The following is a 16008-nucleotide window of genomic DNA, read 5'->3' as shown; positions in this document are numbered from 1 at the left end:
GGAGAGGGCATGATAGAGCGCAGCCATTTGGCAATATTACGGGCGGTAGAACAAGCGGGCTCACTGACGGCAGCGGCCGAGAGGCTGCATCTAACGCAATCGGCGTTAAGCCACTCGATAAAAAAGTTAGAGCAGCAGCTGGGTGCACCCGTGTGGGAGCGAGAAGGGCGGCAGTTAAGGCCAACCCAGGCGGGGCAATACCTGCTGGGGCTTGCCGGACGGCTGCTGCCACAGTTGGAGCATGCCGAAGATGTAATTGCCCGTATGGCCGCCGGCGAGCGCGGTGTGCTGCGCATCGGCATGGAGTGCCACCCCTGTTACCAATGGCTATTAAAAATAGTGGGCCCTTACTTAACGGCTTGGCCCGGCGTCGATGTGGACGTTAAACAGCAGTTTCAGTTTGGCGGCATGGCCGCGTTGTTTGGTCATGATATTGATTTGCTGGTGACCCCCGACCCGCTGCATAAGCCTGGCGTGGAGTTTACTCCGGTGTTTGATTACGAGCAGGTGTTGGTGGTGGCTAATCATCACCCGCTGGCGCAGCAAGATTTTGTGCGGCCTGAGCAATTGGTGGGCGAGGTGTTAATCTCGTACCCGGTGCCGGTAGAACGGCTGGATATTTTTAGCCATTTTATGTTGCCGGCGGGGGTTGCGCCGCGCAGCCATAAAACCATTGAGACCACCGATATTTTATTGCACACGGTAGCGGTTGGCCGTGGCGTGGCCGCGCTGCCGCGCTGGCTAGTAGCTGAGTACGCCGAACGCTTACCGATCAAAGCGGTAAGTCTGGGCGAGCAAGGCATTGCTAAGCATATTTATGTCGGTGTGCGCACCGCCGACCGCAATACGGATTATATTGATGCGTTTATTCGCCAAGCGGCCACCGTGAGTTGGCGCCAAGAGGTAAAGTAATGTTGGCGCTACTGGTGTAGCGCTCGCGCTTGAATTAGAGTCGGGCAGAGCAAACCTTTTATAACAACAAACAAGAGGTCGAGATGAAATTCTACAGTGGTGTAAAACGCCTATTACTACTGATACTGCTAACGGCATTGGTGCCTTGGGCGTCAGCGAACGAATTTACCAAGCACGATGATATCGTCTGGGCCAACGCCGGCCAGCGCGCACTAAAGCTTGATATCTATCAGCCGGAAAAAGCTCAACAAGCGCCGGTGGTGGTGATTTATCACGGCGGCGGTTGGCTGGTTAATGACGAGAGTGTAATGGACTCGATGAGCGCTTACTTGGCCGAACACGGTGGTTATGTGGTGGCCAACGTTAACTACCGTTTGTTGCCGGATAACGGCAACACCACACAGATGAATGAGATTGTCGAAGATGTTTTCGGTGGGCTCTTGTGGGTGAAAGCGCATATTGCCGAGTACGGTGGCGACCCGACGCGCATTGCGGTAACCGGCGATAGTGCCGGCGGGCATCTCGCTTCGATGATTTTAACCCGTGGCCGGCAGCTAGAGTCAGACGGTTTTGCCGGCGACTCATTAGGGTTTAAGCCAACCTGGTTGCCCGAGGGAAAAACCGCCGAGCAGGTGGCCCGGGATGATGGCTTAGCGGTACAGGCGGCGGTGATTAGCTACGGTGCGTTTGACTTGTTGAGCGCCGCTAAAAGCGGTTTTGAAACCTCTGGCAATATGTTTTGGCAGTGGGCCGGCGCCGAGCCACGGGGCATGTTTGGCTCTGACAGTAATGTCGCCGATAACCCAGATTACTACCGCGCGGTATCGCCGCTTTATAATATCCCCGCGTTTGACGAATACCCCTTGCCGCCGCAGCTGCATCATGTGGGCAGTATCGATACCACCACACCTCCCCAAGCCGTTAAAGCCTATGTCGATGCGCTTAAAGCAGCCGGCCAGCCGGCGAGCTTAACCATTTACGAGGGCAATAATCACGCTTATATGGATAGCGGTTGTATCGAGGCGCTGGGCAGTTGCTTTGATACTCACGCGGTGCCGGTGTTGCAAGATATCCTCGTGTTTTTAGACGAAAACCTGTAAAGCGAAAATGTCTGACGATATGACGCATTCGATCCCCTCGACCAGCGAGCCGTTAGTGCTTGTCTGCCATGAGTGGCGCGTAGAGATTCATATGCGACAAGAGGATGACGGCATTGCCACACTGCTGGCTTATGCGGGGCAAAATGTTACGCCCGAGCGAGTCACCCAGCAGGGGCCATTTCAGCGAGCCGAGCAAGCCATAGGCGCGCGGCGTGCGATCGTGAAACAGTTGTTGGCTAACGGCTATCAGTTACGACCTCAGCAGCCCCCAATTTGGGTACTCAATGCGCAGCGCGATATTCGTGCTGCACGCGAGTGTAAGCAGCGCTCTCGGGGTAACTATGAGTTTGCCCAGAGTGATGTGTTTTTAGATTGGTAGCGTAAGGGCGCCGCCGTCCATGCAAGATGGTAAAAGTGCTGAAAAAGCTACACGGTTTGCCCCTTAACTTTTGCCTTATCGCGCCGCTCGCGCACAGGTAGTAAACCTAAAAGTTAGAGCGCCTTCACAAAAACGGCGTTGGTTAATGCTTTGTCGCCTGTGTGGTCAGTGTTTGATGTAGTGTTGGCACGCTACTCGCTATATCCCTCCCAGACAAATCGATTCATTAATGGGAGAACGCCATGAAACAGCGACAATCATTTTGGTTGGCAATGGCCGCCGCCGCATCGACAGCGGCATTAGTTGGTTGCAGCTCTACCGGTGGCAGCGACAGCGCCGATGCTGGACAGAGCAGTGAGTACGAATTGGTGAATATGAAAACCGACAAAGACGGGCACAATGTCAATGCGGCTCAGTCGGGTTATCACGCGGTAAAAAAAGACGACGCCACTGAAATGGACGCGGCAGAGCCGGTAGATATGGCAGAGCAGGCTCCCGAACCCGCAAAGCCGAATCCTGCGCTGGCGGCTTTTCCTATTGATACCACGGTGCGCTTTGCGTTTGACTCCGCCGCACTAAGCGGCGATGCGCGTCAAGAGTTGGCAGAGTTGGTGCGGGCGGCCGAGAAATTTGACGATGTGACCCTAACGGCCGAGGTAGATGGTTACGCTGATGCTACCGGCCCCGATGAATACAACGAGACGCTCTCGGAGAAACGCGCCAGCAGTGTAACGGATTATTTAAAGTCTGAAGGCGTGGAGGTAACCGACTGGAATGTGGATGGCCACGGTGAACGCAACCCGGTTGCGGACAATGACACCTCCAGTGGCCGCGAGCAGAACCGTCGGGTGGTGGTTACATTTAGTCTGGAGCAAGAGAGCCGGGAGAACTTAACCGCGCGCTAATCGGCAACCTTTTTAAAAAGTGCTTATCGCAAGCCGGCGGGTTTTCACAGAGCCCGCCGGCTTGTTTATGTGAACACCCGCAATTTAACCGCCCCAAATGGAGCTCAGCTGGCCCAGTAATTCGCTACCACCATTTTTGCTTACATAATCCATTAAGATGGGGGTAAATTGATTGATCATGGCCGGGTCAAGCCCCAGTTTACTAAACGCCGATGCCACGCCATCCATACTGGTAATAGAGCCCATCAATGATGAGGCAAGCCCACCCTCGGTGCCGGAACCTGCCGGAATAATGTCTTTTAGCATCGCCGCGTTGTCGCTTGATAGGGCGTTGCTGGCCAGTGCCATTAGCGCGGATGTACCACCGGCGGCCTGCGTTTGCGAGATGCCTAATTGGTCGGTCAGGCTCGACATTAACCCCGAGGCTTGATTGGCACTGTTTTGAGTGTTGCTGACGGCATCGCTCAAGCTTTTTAAATCCAGCGATTTTGGCTGCTCTGCTAAGCTTGTTTGCGCCAGCACACACAAGCCGATTACTCCTACTAACTGTTTCATTGCGATCTCCCGGACAGATATTAGAGCTTGCCTGCACCAACACGGCGGTCGGCGCAGGCAAGCTTCAGGTAATCCACATTTATAGCACAGGCGTAGCCTAATTAATGCGTTTAACGGCGCTGCATCCTCGTGGTGCCAACCGGGGCGCAATATTGGGCACGATTGGTCGGCGTCAAGCCGGGCCGATTCGTGTTAACCTTATGGCGGATAAAACAGCGTTTTGGGAGGCGGTAAGCAATGATGTATGAGGTAAAGGTGTCGCTACGGCAGGCAGTGATTGTTGGGCTGGCGTTAGCGGCTAGTGTGTGTGTTAGTGCGACCTCAGTGTCCCAAGCGCCAGTCCCGGACGCGTTAGATCCAGAAAACCTTAAGCTGGCATCGGTCAGCGCCTTTGTTGCCCCACTTAACAGTGGCGAGCCCAGTTACGCTAAGCGCGCCGATTGGGTAATGCCCATTGCCTCCGTCACCAAAATGATGACAGCGCTCGTCGTGTTAGACTCTGGCGCCCCATTAAATGAAAGGCTAACCGTCGAGAAGCGCCATGTGGCGGCGGCGGCTAATGCCTACTCGCGTATTCGGCCCGACTCTCACGCTAAGCGAGGCGACTTACTGACTATCGCGCTCATGTCCTCAGAGAATTACGCCGCCTACTTGCTCGCGCGTCATCACCCACAGGGCTACGATGCGTTTATCGACGCCATGAATGCTAAAGCGCGGGCGCTCGGTATGCGCCATACTCACTTTGTCGACCCCAGCGGTTTATCAGAGCAAAATGTTTCCACGGCGGCTGATCTGGGTAAAATGCTTAAAGCCGCATACGAATACCCCGCGATTCGCGAGGCGACCACTGGCGCTAAACACGATGTGTGGTTTACCCACCCAGGCTACTCTTTGTACTACGCTAATACTAATCCGTTAGTGCGCAGTTCACGCTGGGACGTGTTGTTAAGTAAAACCGGTTATTTAACCAACGCCGGGCGCTGCTTGGCGATGGTCGTCAATATTGAGGGGGTGCCTACGGCGATGGTGATGCTTGATTCTTTTGGCAAGCGCACACCGCTTGGCGATGCGGGCCGCATTCGTCGCTGGCTAACCACGGGTAACGGCGGTGCAGTAGCCGCTGCCGCCGCTCGGTATGAGCAAACCAAAGCGCAAGCACTTGAGGCCCAGGTGCTTGCGACTCAGCCTGTGGGCGGCGCTGAAACCGATACTGTGAGTCGATAAATGTTAATGCGGTAACTTTACCAAAAAAAGGCGGCGGTAATGGTGTTAAAGAGCTCGTTGGATCGGTTGTCTTTAAGACAGTTCTTGTGGGTGATCGCAACCGTACTGCTGTTTTTTGCGGCTATTTCTTTTTTGGTTTATAAGATTCTCGCTAACGATGCGCGGGATTCTTTGGTCCGTGAAATCGAAATTCAACAAGCCGAAAGTCGCTCCCAGCTAACCGAGGTGTTGTCGCTGCCGGCCAGGCATTTGGCGGGCATGGCGCAAGAGCCTTTAATCCAATCGGCGCTGCAAAAGCCAGACTTAAAAAGTAAGCATGATTTAATCATTCAGTCCCTGTATTCATTGGCGTACCGTAACCGAGCTTACTTTCAGGTGCGCTGGGTACTGGAAGACGGCCGTGAGATGGCCAAAATTTTGGTCGATAGCCACGGGGTGCGCGAGGTTGCCGGCGAAGCCCTGCAGAACAAATCGCAACGTCCCTATCACCAACAGATCGTAAGCTTGCGGGATTACGAAACCTTTGTTTCGCAGCCGGACCTAAATGTTGAAAATGGTCGTTTGCAGCGACCCTTAACCCCCACCATTCGCTATGGTGTGCGCTTGCCGACGATCAATGGCCTTGATCACGGCTACCTTATATTTAATTTGTTGTTTAATGTTAAGTCGGGTTCCTTCTCCACCTCCCAAGACGAGGCGGGTGTTTATCTGGCCGATGCCCAAGGTAACTGGTTGACCCACCCAGAGCCCGATAAAACCTGGGGGCATATTCTGGGTACCGGGCACTCCATTGCCGTCGATGAGCCGAATCTATGGCACGCAATACAAAACGCCACGGTGGCCGCCTCGGTGCTTAAGGCTGACAGTGGTTACTGGAGCTGGGTGCGTGTCGCGCCGCAGCTTGAAAGCGCGTCCAGTCAGGCGCAGGCGGCTTTTACGCCCATATTGTTGTTAACACATATTCCGGCGGTTGAGGTGGCGCAGCGCTTTCAGGAGGCCCGCTGGCGGGCGGTCTGGTTGTTGTTGCCGGTGCTTTTAGCGATGCTTCTGGGGTGTTGGTTTTACTACCGGCTATTTAGCAATGCGTCTGAGCTGCGTCGCCGCGAGCATCAGCGTAGCCTAGATTTACAGCGGCGCAATGAGTTTATCAATACCGTTACCGAATCGCTGCCTAATATGATCGCCTACTGGACGTTGGGCCAATATTGCAGTTATGCCAATAGTAGTTTTAAGCAGCATTACGGGGTCGAGTCGGCACCGCAGGGCAGTGTGGCTTTATCCGATATTTTATCGGCGCAGGAGTATTACCTGTGGCAAGGTTATTTTGAACGCTGCCTTATGGGCGAGCGGGTTACCTTTAATCAATCGTCACCCAGCGATAAAGGGACCCAGCATTTACAGATTTATTTGGTGCCAGATTTTGAACAAAATAGAGATCAAGCGCTAGCGCCTAAAGTCGTAGGCGTTGTTGCCATTGCCACCGACTTGACCGAGGTGATCGGCGCTAAAGATCAAGTCGAAACGTTAAATAAAGCGTTGCAGTTGCGCACCCGCCAAGCGGAGGCCGCCGCGGAGACAAAAAGCGCCTTTTTGGCCAATATGAGCCATGAAATTCGCACCCCGATGAACGGCATTATCGGTTTGATTGATATTCTAAAAGGAACCACGCTTGCCGCCGAGCAACACGAATACGTCGATAAGCTCGGCCATGCATCGCGTGCCCTGCTGGCTATTCTTAACGATATTCTAGACATCTCCAAGCTCGATTCCGGCAACGTAAAAATTATTGAAACGCCTTTTCAGCCCGAGCAGCTTATTAGCTCTGTGGTGGCGTTATTTGAGGCGGGTTTGACGAAAAAAGGTGTGGCACTGCATACTTGGATTGACCCTACCTTGCCGGTGACGCTATTGGGCGATCCGTATCGTTTGGCTCAGGTGTTAAATAATCTGGTCGGCAATGCCAGTAAGTTTACCCACAGTGGTCAGGTGGTTCTCACCGTGAGCCGAGAGCGGGACGCGGGCGAACAGTTGCGGTTTTCGGTAAAAGATACCGGGGTCGGTATTGCCCCAGAAAAAGCCGATCATATCTTCAAACAGTTTAGTCAGGCGGACGACGCCACTGACCGAGAGTATGGTGGTACTGGTCTTGGTTTAACGATTTGTGAAAAGTTAATTCGGTTAATGCATGGCACTATTGCCGTTAAAAGCGAGCCGGGACGCGGCAGTGAGTTTTATTTTTGCCTGCCTCTTAAATTTTCGCAAGAGGCTGAAGAAGCGTTAGCCCCAGTGGGTATTAACCGAGTATTACTGGTGGACGATAGTCAAACCTCTAACGATATTTTAAAAGCCTACCTAGAAGCGTGGGGTGTTCAGGCGGATGCGGTAACCACCGTGGCCGAGGCATTAAACTGTTACAAAAGTGCGCTAAAGTCCGATGCCTACGACTTGGTTTTGCTGGACTGGAAGCTGGGCGAAGAAGATGGCGTAGATTTGTTACGGCAGTTGACGGCTATTGATGAATCGCAGGCGCAGGGTTCAGAAAAGCCTCGCTCACAGGGTCGCTCCGGCGAAGTCATTATGGTAACGGCGTACGATAAACGCACGCTGCTGGATAAGTTAAAACAAGAGGGGCGCGATTCAACCCCGGTTTTATCTAAGCCGGTTCTACCCTCCACTTTATACAACTTGGTTAAAGCCGAGCATATCAAGGCGGTAACGCACAAGTCTAAAAAAACGGTTTTGAATGAGAGCAATAGAGACAAAGTGCAACGCCTAGAGGGCAAACGTATTTTGTTGGTCGAGGATAACGCGCTGAATGTAGAGGTGGCCACCACACTATTGGCTCAAGTGGGCCTTAGTGTCGATGTTGCGGGCGGTGGTGCCGAGGCTGTCGAGGCGGCCTCGCGTACACAGTACGACGCGATCCTTATGGATTTACATATGCCCGAGGTAGACGGCTTTGAAGCAACGCGCCGCTTGCGTCAAAAGGCCTCGACCAAAACCACGCCAGTTATTGCGCTGTCGGCTGCGGTAATGAGTGAGGACATCGCCGAGGCTTTAGAAGCGGGCATGGATGATCATTTGGGCAAGCCATTTGATTTAAGCGAATTGTTGGATGTATTAATTCGCTGGACCTCGCAAGAGCGCAGCCTAGAATCAAACCCAGAGGCTGTGCCGGAGCCGCGGCCCTCGACACATGAGGTTAGTGAATCGCTGATGACGCTACTGCAGCAAATGGGTACGGAAGGCGATGAACTATTGCGACGCTTTCAGAACAATGAAATGCTAATTCGTACTTTGTTGGGTAATTTTGCGAAACATCACCCAGATTGGCCCAGTGAACTTCGCGCCAGTAAAAATTCCGCCGCCGATCTAGCGCCTTTGCTGCACACGATTAAAGGTACAACCGGCACGATGGGGTTGATGGAGTTGTTTGACTTAGCCGAACGCGCCGAGCAACAGCTTATCGCTGGCAGCTTACCCGATATAGAGCCACTCGCGAGCCTGATGCAAAAAACGCTCGATGCTTTGCTGGGGCGCGATTAAAGCCGTTCTCGTAAAAGCCGTTTAGGTGATACTGCTTATTTTTTATCACCTGCCCACAACCAACGTAAGCCCTCGGGTAACAGCGCGCCTGGGTGATCGTCGTTGTGTCTGCCGTCGGTCCACACGTGAGTAAACTGATAGCGTGGCCCCGCTTGGTTTTTGTCATCCGCAGCGCGGTTGGCGTAAGCAAGCGCTTTTACCATTTGCTGATTTGCTAAAAACCAGTCGCCCCACTCGTTATCTAAATCGTTGCTGCCATCTTGAATAAAAAGCCGCATTGGCCTTATGGGGGAGCGGCGAATTAGCGCCGGGTAGTCGTGCCCGCCTAGTTGTTGTGGCGGGGTGGCCTCGGGGCGATAGCCAATAGAGACATAACTGCCAATACCGCTATACACTTTACGGAAATAGTCAGGCCGCTCCCAGGCGACGGTAAACGCCGCGATGGCGCCGCTGCTGGTGCCGCCAATGGCTCGTTGCTCGGGGTTATCGGTCAGGGTATAGCGTTTTTCAAGCTCGGGCAGCATTTCGTTGATGAGCAGTCGCGCGTAGCGATCCCCCAATACGTCGTATTCTTGCCAGCGGTGGTTGGGGTTCTGCATTCCTAAGTTATCAGGGTAATGTTGCGAGAGGTTGCCTGGGGTAATAAATAACCCGATGGTAACGGGCATCTCGCCTTTGGCGATTAAGTTCGCCATAACGTGCTGAATACGAATCGGCCCTTCTGGGTTTATAGCGCGCTGGCCATCTTGAAACACCAATAAGCTCGCCGCTGTTGCGCTGTCGTATTGTGCCGGAACAAAAACCCAATAACGCCTAACCGTATTGGGGATGATCCGGCTGTGAAACTCGAACGGGCCTTGCAGCTCGCCTGCGGGGGCATCCGGTTGCGGCCGGTGATCTGGGGTGAGCGTGACGCCGGTGCGGATGGGCGGGTGGTTGAATGCTGCCGCCTCTGACAGGGGCGTTAATAACAGCATCGCTAAAAGTACAACAATCGGTTTCATAGTGGGCCCTTAATTATTATTTGCTGCATTATTATCACCGATGGCGACTTATGTGGCCAAACCATCGTAAAAACTCCGCTCTCGGTTCATATCCCTGTAATTCTTAGTCTAACAGGGTGTCATCCGCCCTATGTCAGGTGTTTTATTGGTAAGGCCAAATTGTGTGATAAATAATGTAATCGGTTTCTGTTGGGTAATATTCTTTAGCTCACTCAATGCCAATATTCGTGTTAATTTTTATTTGCGGCTAAAAACCCCTGATTGTCGACCAATTTTGCCCTAGTATAGCCGGCGTAAACAACTTAAATTTGGCTAGACCAATAAATTGCTATAGAATTATATTGGTAAGTCAAAAATATTAACTGGTTAGACAGAAAGCCCTGTTTGAGGATTTTGGTCAATGAAAAAACGCGCTCCGCTCGTGGTGGCGAATTGGAAGTTAAACGGTGGTACCGACTTAATCTGCACCTCGGTGGCTTCGGTGTTAAACAAAAGCTTTAAAGCTGAGGTGGGTATCGCACCGCCCTATGTGTATATCAGCGATATGGTGAATTTTTTGCGCAACTCCAACATTTTGGTGGGAAGCCAGAATGTGAGTAAGTTTGCCTCGGGGGCATTTACCGGCGAAACCTCGGCCCAGATGCTAAAAGAAGTCGGTTGCACCTTTTGCTTGATTGGTCACTCTGAGCGCCGTCAGATGTTTTTAGAAAACGATGCGTCTTGTCACACAAAAATTGAGCGCGCCCTCGTTAATGGCTTAATGCCTATTTTATGTGTTGGCGAAAATGACCAGCAGTACGAGTTGGGTTTAACCCAAGACATCCTTTACCGCCAGTTGCACCAAGCTCTGCCAAATCTAGAGCTACAGGGTAAAAGACTCTGTATCGCTTACGAGCCGGTCTGGGCGATTGGTACGGGTAAAGCCGCCAGTGCCGAGCAGGTACAAGAGGTGCATCAATATATTTATCAAGAGTTGTGCGCCATATTGGGTGAAGAGGCCGCTGAGGGTGTGCAAATACTTTACGGTGGCAGTGTCAAAAAAGACAACGCCGCCGAGTTGTTGGCCATGCCCAACGTCGATGGTTTGTTGGTGGGCGGCGCCAGTTTGGACCCAGAACATTTTGCGCAAATCTGTACTATCGCGAACGATGTTGCGCCTTAGCGGGCGACTAACACAGATTAAATAACACGAGCCGGTGCTAACAGTTTGTAATGCCGGCTGATAACCCTTTACAAGGAATACGCTATGCAGTCTGTCGAGTTGCAGCTTACCCAGGATCAGGTATCGCCCGATATGGCCGAGCTGGTGCTGACGGTCTTGTCAGCCAGTAAAACCATTGCCCACAAAGTGCGTCGCGGCGCGCTTGCTGGTGTGCTAGGTTCGGCAGCGCAGCAAAATGTGCAAGGCGAGACGCAAAAAAACCTCGATGTGATTGCCAACGATATTCTAAAAGAAGCACTGTTGGCATCCCCTCACGTTAGATCGGTCGCCTCGGAAGAAGAGGACAACGTAGTTGCCGGTAACGCCCAGGGCGGTTACGTCGTGGCGTTCGATCCACTAGACGGCTCGTCTAATATCGATATTAACGGCCAGATAGGCACCATTTTTACCATCTACCGGGCGGTTGACGATGCCGCCGCTGATTCGCCTGCGCAGTTTGCCCAACAAGGCCGGGCCCAGGTGTGTGCGGGTTATGTGTTGTATGGCCCGTCCACGCAATTGGCGCTAACCACCGGCGGCCCGTCGCGTTTGTATACGCTTGATACGGACGGTGAATACCTGCTGACCCAGGCCGAGCTGGCGATCGCAGTCGATTGCCAGGAGTTCTCGATCAACCTATCCAACCTGCGTCACTGGGCACCGACGACACAAGCCTACATTCAGGGGCTGCAGGCGGGTAAAGATGGCGCGCGCGGTAAAGATTTTAATATGCGCTGGAACGGCGCTATGGTGGGTGATGTGCATCGCGTGCTTATGCGTGGTGGCATATTTTTATACCCGGCCAATACCCAAAGTAAGCTACACAACGGCAAGCTGCGTTTACTGTATGAGGCCAATCCAATGGCTATGCTGGTCGAAAAAGCCGGCGGTAAAGCGGTAATAGGGGCGCAGGCGATATTGGATGTGCTACCGGAAAACCTTCATCAGCGAGTGCCGGTAATACTGGGCGCGGCTAACGAGGTCGATGCATTTCTTAGCGCTGAGGGTTACGCTTAACGCCGCTTGTTTGCCTTATATCGGTGATTCTTAATGCTCTGCTATCGTGTTTAGTTCAGGCGAATCCATCGCAATGGATGGTATGAAAGCTTATGATCGTGAAAAAGGGTCTGCCTACGGGCAGGCCCTTTTTTGTGCGCGCCAATTTGGTAAATCGCAATCATGCTTTTACGGGTAACTGCTATTATAAAGAGTAGCTATAATACATCGGGCGATGGATGGGCTGTACGCTTGGTATTGCATCGTTACGAATGGACTTTAATGGACACCCGGCTTACCCGCGTTTGAACGCAACAGTGCTTTGGGGCGGGATGCAACACAATATTTAGATATGGATGAGTCAAAAATATGAAACCATCAAGTTCCCCCCTGATCGATACCGTTATACGCCTTGGGCTGATTACCTTTATGGTCTATCTGTCCATGAAGGTGCTGCATCCGTTCATCAATTTAATGCTCTGGGCCATGATTTTGGCCATCGCTTTGTACCCATTGCACGCAAAAATTGCCGCCAAAGTCGGTGGTGGGCCCGGGCGCGCGGCCACCATTTTAGTGCTCACGGTCGTGGTGTTGGTTGGGGTGCCCACTGTGCTACTGAGTATTTCGTTTGTGGACCATATGTTGGATATTTACCGTGAGGCAATAGACGGTACCCTGCATATACCCGAGCCGTCGGCCAATGTCGCAGGCTGGCCGGTGGTGGGGGAGCAGATAGATGCCACATGGCGCGCCGCGTCTGAAAACTTGCGCGGCTTTGTGGCCGAGCACCAGGCGTCGATTCGTGAACACGCCCGTCAGGCTATATCAGTTTTGGGCGGCGCGGTTACGACACTGCTGGCCTTTTTAGCCGCCTTTATAGTCGCCGGTATTATGCTGGCCTACGCTAAGCCGGGGGCGGCAAGCACTAATCGTATTTTTAACCGTATTTGTGGCCCCACCGTGGGGGCCGAGCTGCACACTTTGACAGTCGCTACCGTGCGCTCGGTGGCCGTAGGTGTGATTGGTGTCGCTTTTATCCAGTCGCTGTTGTTGGGGGTGGGGTTTTTATTGGCCGATGTCCCCGCCGCCGGTGTGCTCGCGTTAGCGGTACTGGTTTGTGGCATTGTCCAGCTGCCGGCGGCTTTGTTTGTGATACCTGTTGTGGCCTGGTTGTGGATGGCCGGTGACGGCTCGACCCTGGTCAATATCCTGTTAACCCTATACTTGGTGGCCAGCGGCCTGGCTGATAACGTCCTTAAGCCTATGCTGCTGGGGCGCGGTGTGGCGGCACCGATGCCCGTTATTTTGCTTGGAGCCTTGGGCGGAATGTTCGCCAGCGGGTTAATTGGGCTGTTTGTCGGAGCGGTTGTGTTGGCCGTGAGCTACCAGGTGTTTATGGCTTGGGTGAACGAGAGCCATAATGTTGCGCAAGAGGCGCCACCGCTCAGTGATTAAAATGCGAGTTAAGGGTAAGCGGCTTAATCACACACCCCGCAAAAAAGTGACCTCGTGTTTAGCGGTGGGTGTGATTGTCTGCGGGGCGTTTAGCTTGTCGGCGTGCGCGCCGTTAGGGCCAAATTACCAAGATCCAGATGTCGATTGGCTGGCAAGGTGGCAGCCCGAGCTGTATGGCCAAGCCAGCGTCGCGGCCGATGCGCTCGATTTAAGCACTTGGTGGCAGCGCTTTAACGATCCGGTTTTGGATGACTTAATCATAAAGGCGCAGCATCAGAATCCGGGCCTTAAAATTGCCGGATTGCGTATTTTAGAAAGCCGCGCGGTGCTGGGCGTTGCCTCCGGTTTGCAATACCCGCAGGTGCAGCAGCTGAGTGCCAGTGGCGCCTACGTAGGGCAGCAGCGCGGCGGCGGTGAGTATCGGGGTTTCACCTCAAGTGAGGCCGCGTTTAACCTCGGTTGGGAGATGGACTTTTGGGGCCGTTTTCGCCGCGGCGTGGAATCGGCCGATGCCGCTTATTTTGCATCGGTCACTAACCATCGCGATGCTCAAGTGTTGCTCGCGGCGCAAGTGGCGAGCTTATATTACGGTATTAAAACCACCATGCAGCGCATCGAGATTGCGCAAAACAATGTAACGCTGCAGCAGCGCAGCTATGAAATCACCGAGCAACTGTATGAGCGGGGGCAAGACTCCGAGCTGGATTTACAGCAAGCTAAATCTCAGTACTTAGCAACTGAGGCAACGATACCTGGCTTGCAACTTATATTGCAGCAGCAGCGCAATGCCTTAGGGGCCGTGTTGGCACGTGCGCCCAATGATTTACCCGAGCTTGATGCTATCGATAGCGCATTGCCGCAGTTGAGTGTATTAAGCATTCGGGAGATTCCTGCTCAGCTATTATTGCGCCGCCCAGATGTTCGCTCTGCCGCTTGGCAAGCCGCCGCGCAATCGGCGCAGGTGGGTATCGCCCAGGCCGACTTGTACCCCTCGCTTTCACTGTTTGGCACTATCGGTTGGTCGGGTGACAGCCTAGAGGCCACCAACGATGTTGTCAGTTTGGCGGCTGGGCCTTCGCTAAGCTGGAATATATTTAATTACGGCCGTTTAAAAAATAATGTGCGCGCGCAAGATGCGCGCTTGCAGCAGGCACTGGAGGGCTACCGCGCACGCGTGCTTAACGCCGCCCGGGAAATCGACGATGCCGCCAGCCGGGTGGCACAAACCCAAGCGAGCCAAAAAATATTAGACGACTCGTTGGTCGCGGCCGAGCGTTCACTCGCCATCGCCACGCGCCGCTACCAAGAGGGCTACTCAGATTTCCAGCGGGTACTGGATGCTCAAGCGCGCACCTTTCGCCAATCAGATAGCACCATTACCAACCACGGCGATCACATAGCCGCCATAATTAGTTTGTATCGAGCGCTAGGCGGTGGCTGGCAGCAAGCCACTATTACAACCTTAGTGCCCGAGCCTACCCGCGAGCTTATGGCCCAGCGCACTGATTGGGGTGATTTGTTAGAGGCTCCCCTTAACAATCCGCCGGCTGTCGGCTCGCCCGTCGCCACATCACAAGAGCAAGGAGCATCACCATGACCGAGCCGGATAACTCGAGCTCTGTAGCAGCGGCGCCCGCCACCAGCGGCAAAGCGGTATCCCGTGGTGGCGCCGTTGTTTTAGCGGTTATTGTTATTACGCTAGTGTGGCACTTACTGGCTGACCGCTTTACTCCCTACACCTCGCAAGCGCGGGTGCAGGGGTATGTGGTGGGAGTTGCCCCTAAGGTGGCGGGCGTATTGACCGACGTTTGGGTGAGCAACAACGAGCGTGTCAACGCAGGACAAAAACTGTTTGCAATAGATCAGTCGCAATACAATATTGCGTTGCAACAAGCGCAGTCGAATTTAAACAATACCCAAAAACAGGTGGACGCAGGCGATGCCGGCGTTGAAAAAGCTCGCGCCAGTTTGCGCGCCGCTAAGGCCGGGAAGCTAAAAGCCGAGCAAGATTACACTCGCCTTAAGCGTTTGCGTGAGGATGACCCAGGGACGATCTCGGAGCGCCGACTGGAAATGTCTGCCGCCAGTCTTGAGCAGGCAAGAGCGCAAGTAGCCGTGGCTAACGCTGATATCGCCCGAGCGATTGAGCAAAAAGGGGGCGACTCGGCCGCCGAAAATACCTTGTTAAAGGCTGCGCAATCGGCGGTCGATAAAGCGACGCTCGATCTAAATAACACGACCGTTGTCGCGCAATCGGCGGGGGTGGTGACCGATATGCGCGCCGAGGTTGGTCAGTTTGCCGGTACCGGTAGCCCGGTGATGACGTTAGTTGCCATTGAGAAAGTGTGGATTAACGCTGATTTTACCGAGAATAATCTAGGACACCTGCGGCCCGGGGTCCCCGTCGAGATATTGTTAGATGCACTGCCCGGACGCGTGCTTAAGGGTAAAATTAAAAGCATCGGTGTGGGTATTAGCGCGAGCCAGCCCGCGCAGCCAGGCGCGTTACCCAGTGTGCAAAACAATCGCGATTGGTTGCGTCAATCCCAGCGGTTTCCGGTGCAAGTAGAGTTCAGTGACCCGTTGCCAGCTGATGCCATGCGCCAGTTACGCATCGGGGCACAAGCGTCGGTTATCGCCTATACCGAAGGTCACGGGGTATTGGGTTTGTTAGGAAAAATGTACATCCGTCTGCTTAGTCTTTTAACCTACGCGTATTAACCTGGTCGTG

Annotated in this window: 13 protein-coding genes; 11 read left to right on the top strand and 2 right to left on the bottom strand. The window is 53.5% G+C overall.

The features are described from left to right. Window positions 1-9: 9 nt before the first annotated feature. The 4 genes from ACGHAD_RS12930 to ACGHAD_RS12915 all read left to right on the top strand — a co-directional run bounded on the left by ACGHAD_RS12930 (window position 10) and on the right by ACGHAD_RS12915 (window position 3296). On the top strand, window positions 10-912 hold the full coding sequence (locus ACGHAD_RS12930) for a LysR family transcriptional regulator (protein ID WP_339616029.1): 903 nt from the start codon (window positions 10-12) through the stop codon (window positions 910-912). A gap of 83 nt (window positions 913-995) precedes the next feature. Next, window positions 996-2012 (top strand): alpha/beta hydrolase, encoded by a 1017-nt coding sequence (locus tag ACGHAD_RS12925; protein ID WP_382418344.1) that lies wholly within the window; start codon window positions 996-998, stop codon window positions 2010-2012. 19 nt (window positions 2013-2031) lie between these two features. After that, a complete protein-coding gene (locus ACGHAD_RS12920; protein WP_390402780.1) occupies window positions 2032-2391 on the top strand; it encodes a hypothetical protein in 360 nt (119 codons plus the stop codon). Window positions 2392-2633: 242 nt separating this feature from the next. Next, window positions 2634-3296, top strand: coding sequence for an OmpA family protein (locus ACGHAD_RS12915; protein WP_382418348.1), 663 nt, complete (start codon window positions 2634-2636; stop codon window positions 3294-3296). A gap of 84 nt (window positions 3297-3380) precedes the next feature. On the opposite strand, the gene ACGHAD_RS12910 is transcribed toward ACGHAD_RS12915, so the two are convergent. Next, on the bottom strand, window positions 3381-3851 hold the full coding sequence (locus ACGHAD_RS12910) for a DUF2780 domain-containing protein (protein ID WP_382418350.1): 471 nt from the start codon (window positions 3849-3851) through the stop codon (window positions 3381-3383). A gap of 237 nt (window positions 3852-4088) precedes the next feature. On the opposite strand from ACGHAD_RS12910, the gene pbpG reads away from it, so the two are divergent. Further along, window positions 4089-5075, top strand: a complete 987-nt coding sequence (gene pbpG / locus ACGHAD_RS12905) for a D-alanyl-D-alanine endopeptidase (RefSeq protein ID WP_382418352.1) — start codon at window positions 4089-4091, stop codon at window positions 5073-5075. 39 nt (window positions 5076-5114) lie between these two features. Continuing rightward, window positions 5115-8621, top strand: coding sequence for a response regulator (locus tag ACGHAD_RS12900; protein ID WP_382418354.1), 3507 nt, complete (start codon window positions 5115-5117; stop codon window positions 8619-8621). A gap of 35 nt (window positions 8622-8656) precedes the next feature. On the opposite strand, the gene ACGHAD_RS12895 is transcribed toward ACGHAD_RS12900, so the two are convergent. Then, window positions 8657-9625 (bottom strand): alpha/beta hydrolase, encoded by a 969-nt coding sequence (locus tag ACGHAD_RS12895; RefSeq protein WP_382418356.1) that lies wholly within the window; start codon window positions 9623-9625, stop codon window positions 8657-8659. A gap of 400 nt (window positions 9626-10025) precedes the next feature. On the opposite strand from ACGHAD_RS12895, the gene tpiA reads away from it, so the two are divergent. The 5 genes from tpiA (at window position 10026) to ACGHAD_RS12870 (ending at window position 15998) form a co-directional block, all read left to right on the top strand. Further along, window positions 10026-10787 carry a triose-phosphate isomerase gene (gene tpiA / locus ACGHAD_RS12890; RefSeq protein WP_339616037.1) on the top strand — a complete coding sequence of 254 codons (762 nt, stop codon included), beginning with the start codon at window positions 10026-10028 and terminating at the stop codon, window positions 10785-10787. An 84-nt stretch (window positions 10788-10871) separates the two neighbouring features. Next, window positions 10872-11843 (top strand): class 1 fructose-bisphosphatase, encoded by a 972-nt coding sequence (locus tag ACGHAD_RS12885; protein ID WP_382418359.1) that lies wholly within the window; start codon window positions 10872-10874, stop codon window positions 11841-11843. 348 nt (window positions 11844-12191) lie between these two features. Beyond that, entirely contained in the window at window positions 12192-13277 is a 1086-nt protein-coding gene (locus ACGHAD_RS12880; RefSeq protein WP_382418361.1) for an AI-2E family transporter, read from the top strand. Between the two features lies 1 nt (window position 13278). Beyond that, window positions 13279-14874 carry an efflux transporter outer membrane subunit gene (locus ACGHAD_RS12875; RefSeq protein WP_382418611.1) on the top strand — a complete coding sequence of 532 codons (1596 nt, stop codon included), beginning with the start codon at window positions 13279-13281 and terminating at the stop codon, window positions 14872-14874. Next, entirely contained in the window at window positions 14871-15998 is a 1128-nt protein-coding gene (locus ACGHAD_RS12870) for an HlyD family secretion protein (RefSeq protein ID WP_382418362.1), read from the top strand. Before ACGHAD_RS12875 ends, ACGHAD_RS12870 begins: the two co-directional genes overlap by 4 nt. Window positions 15999-16008 lie beyond the last annotated feature (10 nt).

Origin of the sequence: Gilvimarinus japonicus, assembly GCF_042847215.1 — a bacterium.
GTDB classification, from domain to species: Bacteria; Pseudomonadota; Gammaproteobacteria; order Pseudomonadales; family Cellvibrionaceae; genus Gilvimarinus; species Gilvimarinus japonicus.
This window is presented reverse-complemented; position numbering and strand designations above follow the sequence as displayed.

Coding starts and splice junctions, on each gene's coding strand:
- ACGHAD_RS12915 (WP_382418348.1), top strand. CDS start 2,634: ATGAAACAGCGACAATCATTTTGGTTGGCAATGGCCGCCGCCGCATCG.
- ACGHAD_RS12885 (WP_382418359.1), top strand. CDS start 10,872: ATGCAGTCTGTCGAGTTGCAGCTTACCCAGGATCAGGTATCGCCCGAT.
- tpiA (WP_339616037.1), top strand. CDS start 10,026: ATGAAAAAACGCGCTCCGCTCGTGGTGGCGAATTGGAAGTTAAACGGT.
- ACGHAD_RS12875 (WP_382418611.1), top strand. CDS start 13,279: ATGCGAGTTAAGGGTAAGCGGCTTAATCACACACCCCGCAAAAAAGTG.
- ACGHAD_RS12930 (WP_339616029.1), top strand. CDS start 10: ATGATAGAGCGCAGCCATTTGGCAATATTACGGGCGGTAGAACAAGCG.
- ACGHAD_RS12880 (WP_382418361.1), top strand. CDS start 12,192: ATGAAACCATCAAGTTCCCCCCTGATCGATACCGTTATACGCCTTGGG.
- ACGHAD_RS12910 (WP_382418350.1), bottom strand. CDS start 3,851: ATGAAACAGTTAGTAGGAGTAATCGGCTTGTGTGTGCTGGCGCAAACA.
- ACGHAD_RS12870 (WP_382418362.1), top strand. CDS start 14,871: ATGACCGAGCCGGATAACTCGAGCTCTGTAGCAGCGGCGCCCGCCACC.
- ACGHAD_RS12895 (WP_382418356.1), bottom strand. CDS start 9,625: ATGAAACCGATTGTTGTACTTTTAGCGATGCTGTTATTAACGCCCCTG.
- pbpG (WP_382418352.1), top strand. CDS start 4,089: ATGATGTATGAGGTAAAGGTGTCGCTACGGCAGGCAGTGATTGTTGGG.
- ACGHAD_RS12925 (WP_382418344.1), top strand. CDS start 996: ATGAAATTCTACAGTGGTGTAAAACGCCTATTACTACTGATACTGCTA.
- ACGHAD_RS12920 (WP_390402780.1), top strand. CDS start 2,032: ATGACGCATTCGATCCCCTCGACCAGCGAGCCGTTAGTGCTTGTCTGC.
- ACGHAD_RS12900 (WP_382418354.1), top strand. CDS start 5,115: ATGGTGTTAAAGAGCTCGTTGGATCGGTTGTCTTTAAGACAGTTCTTG.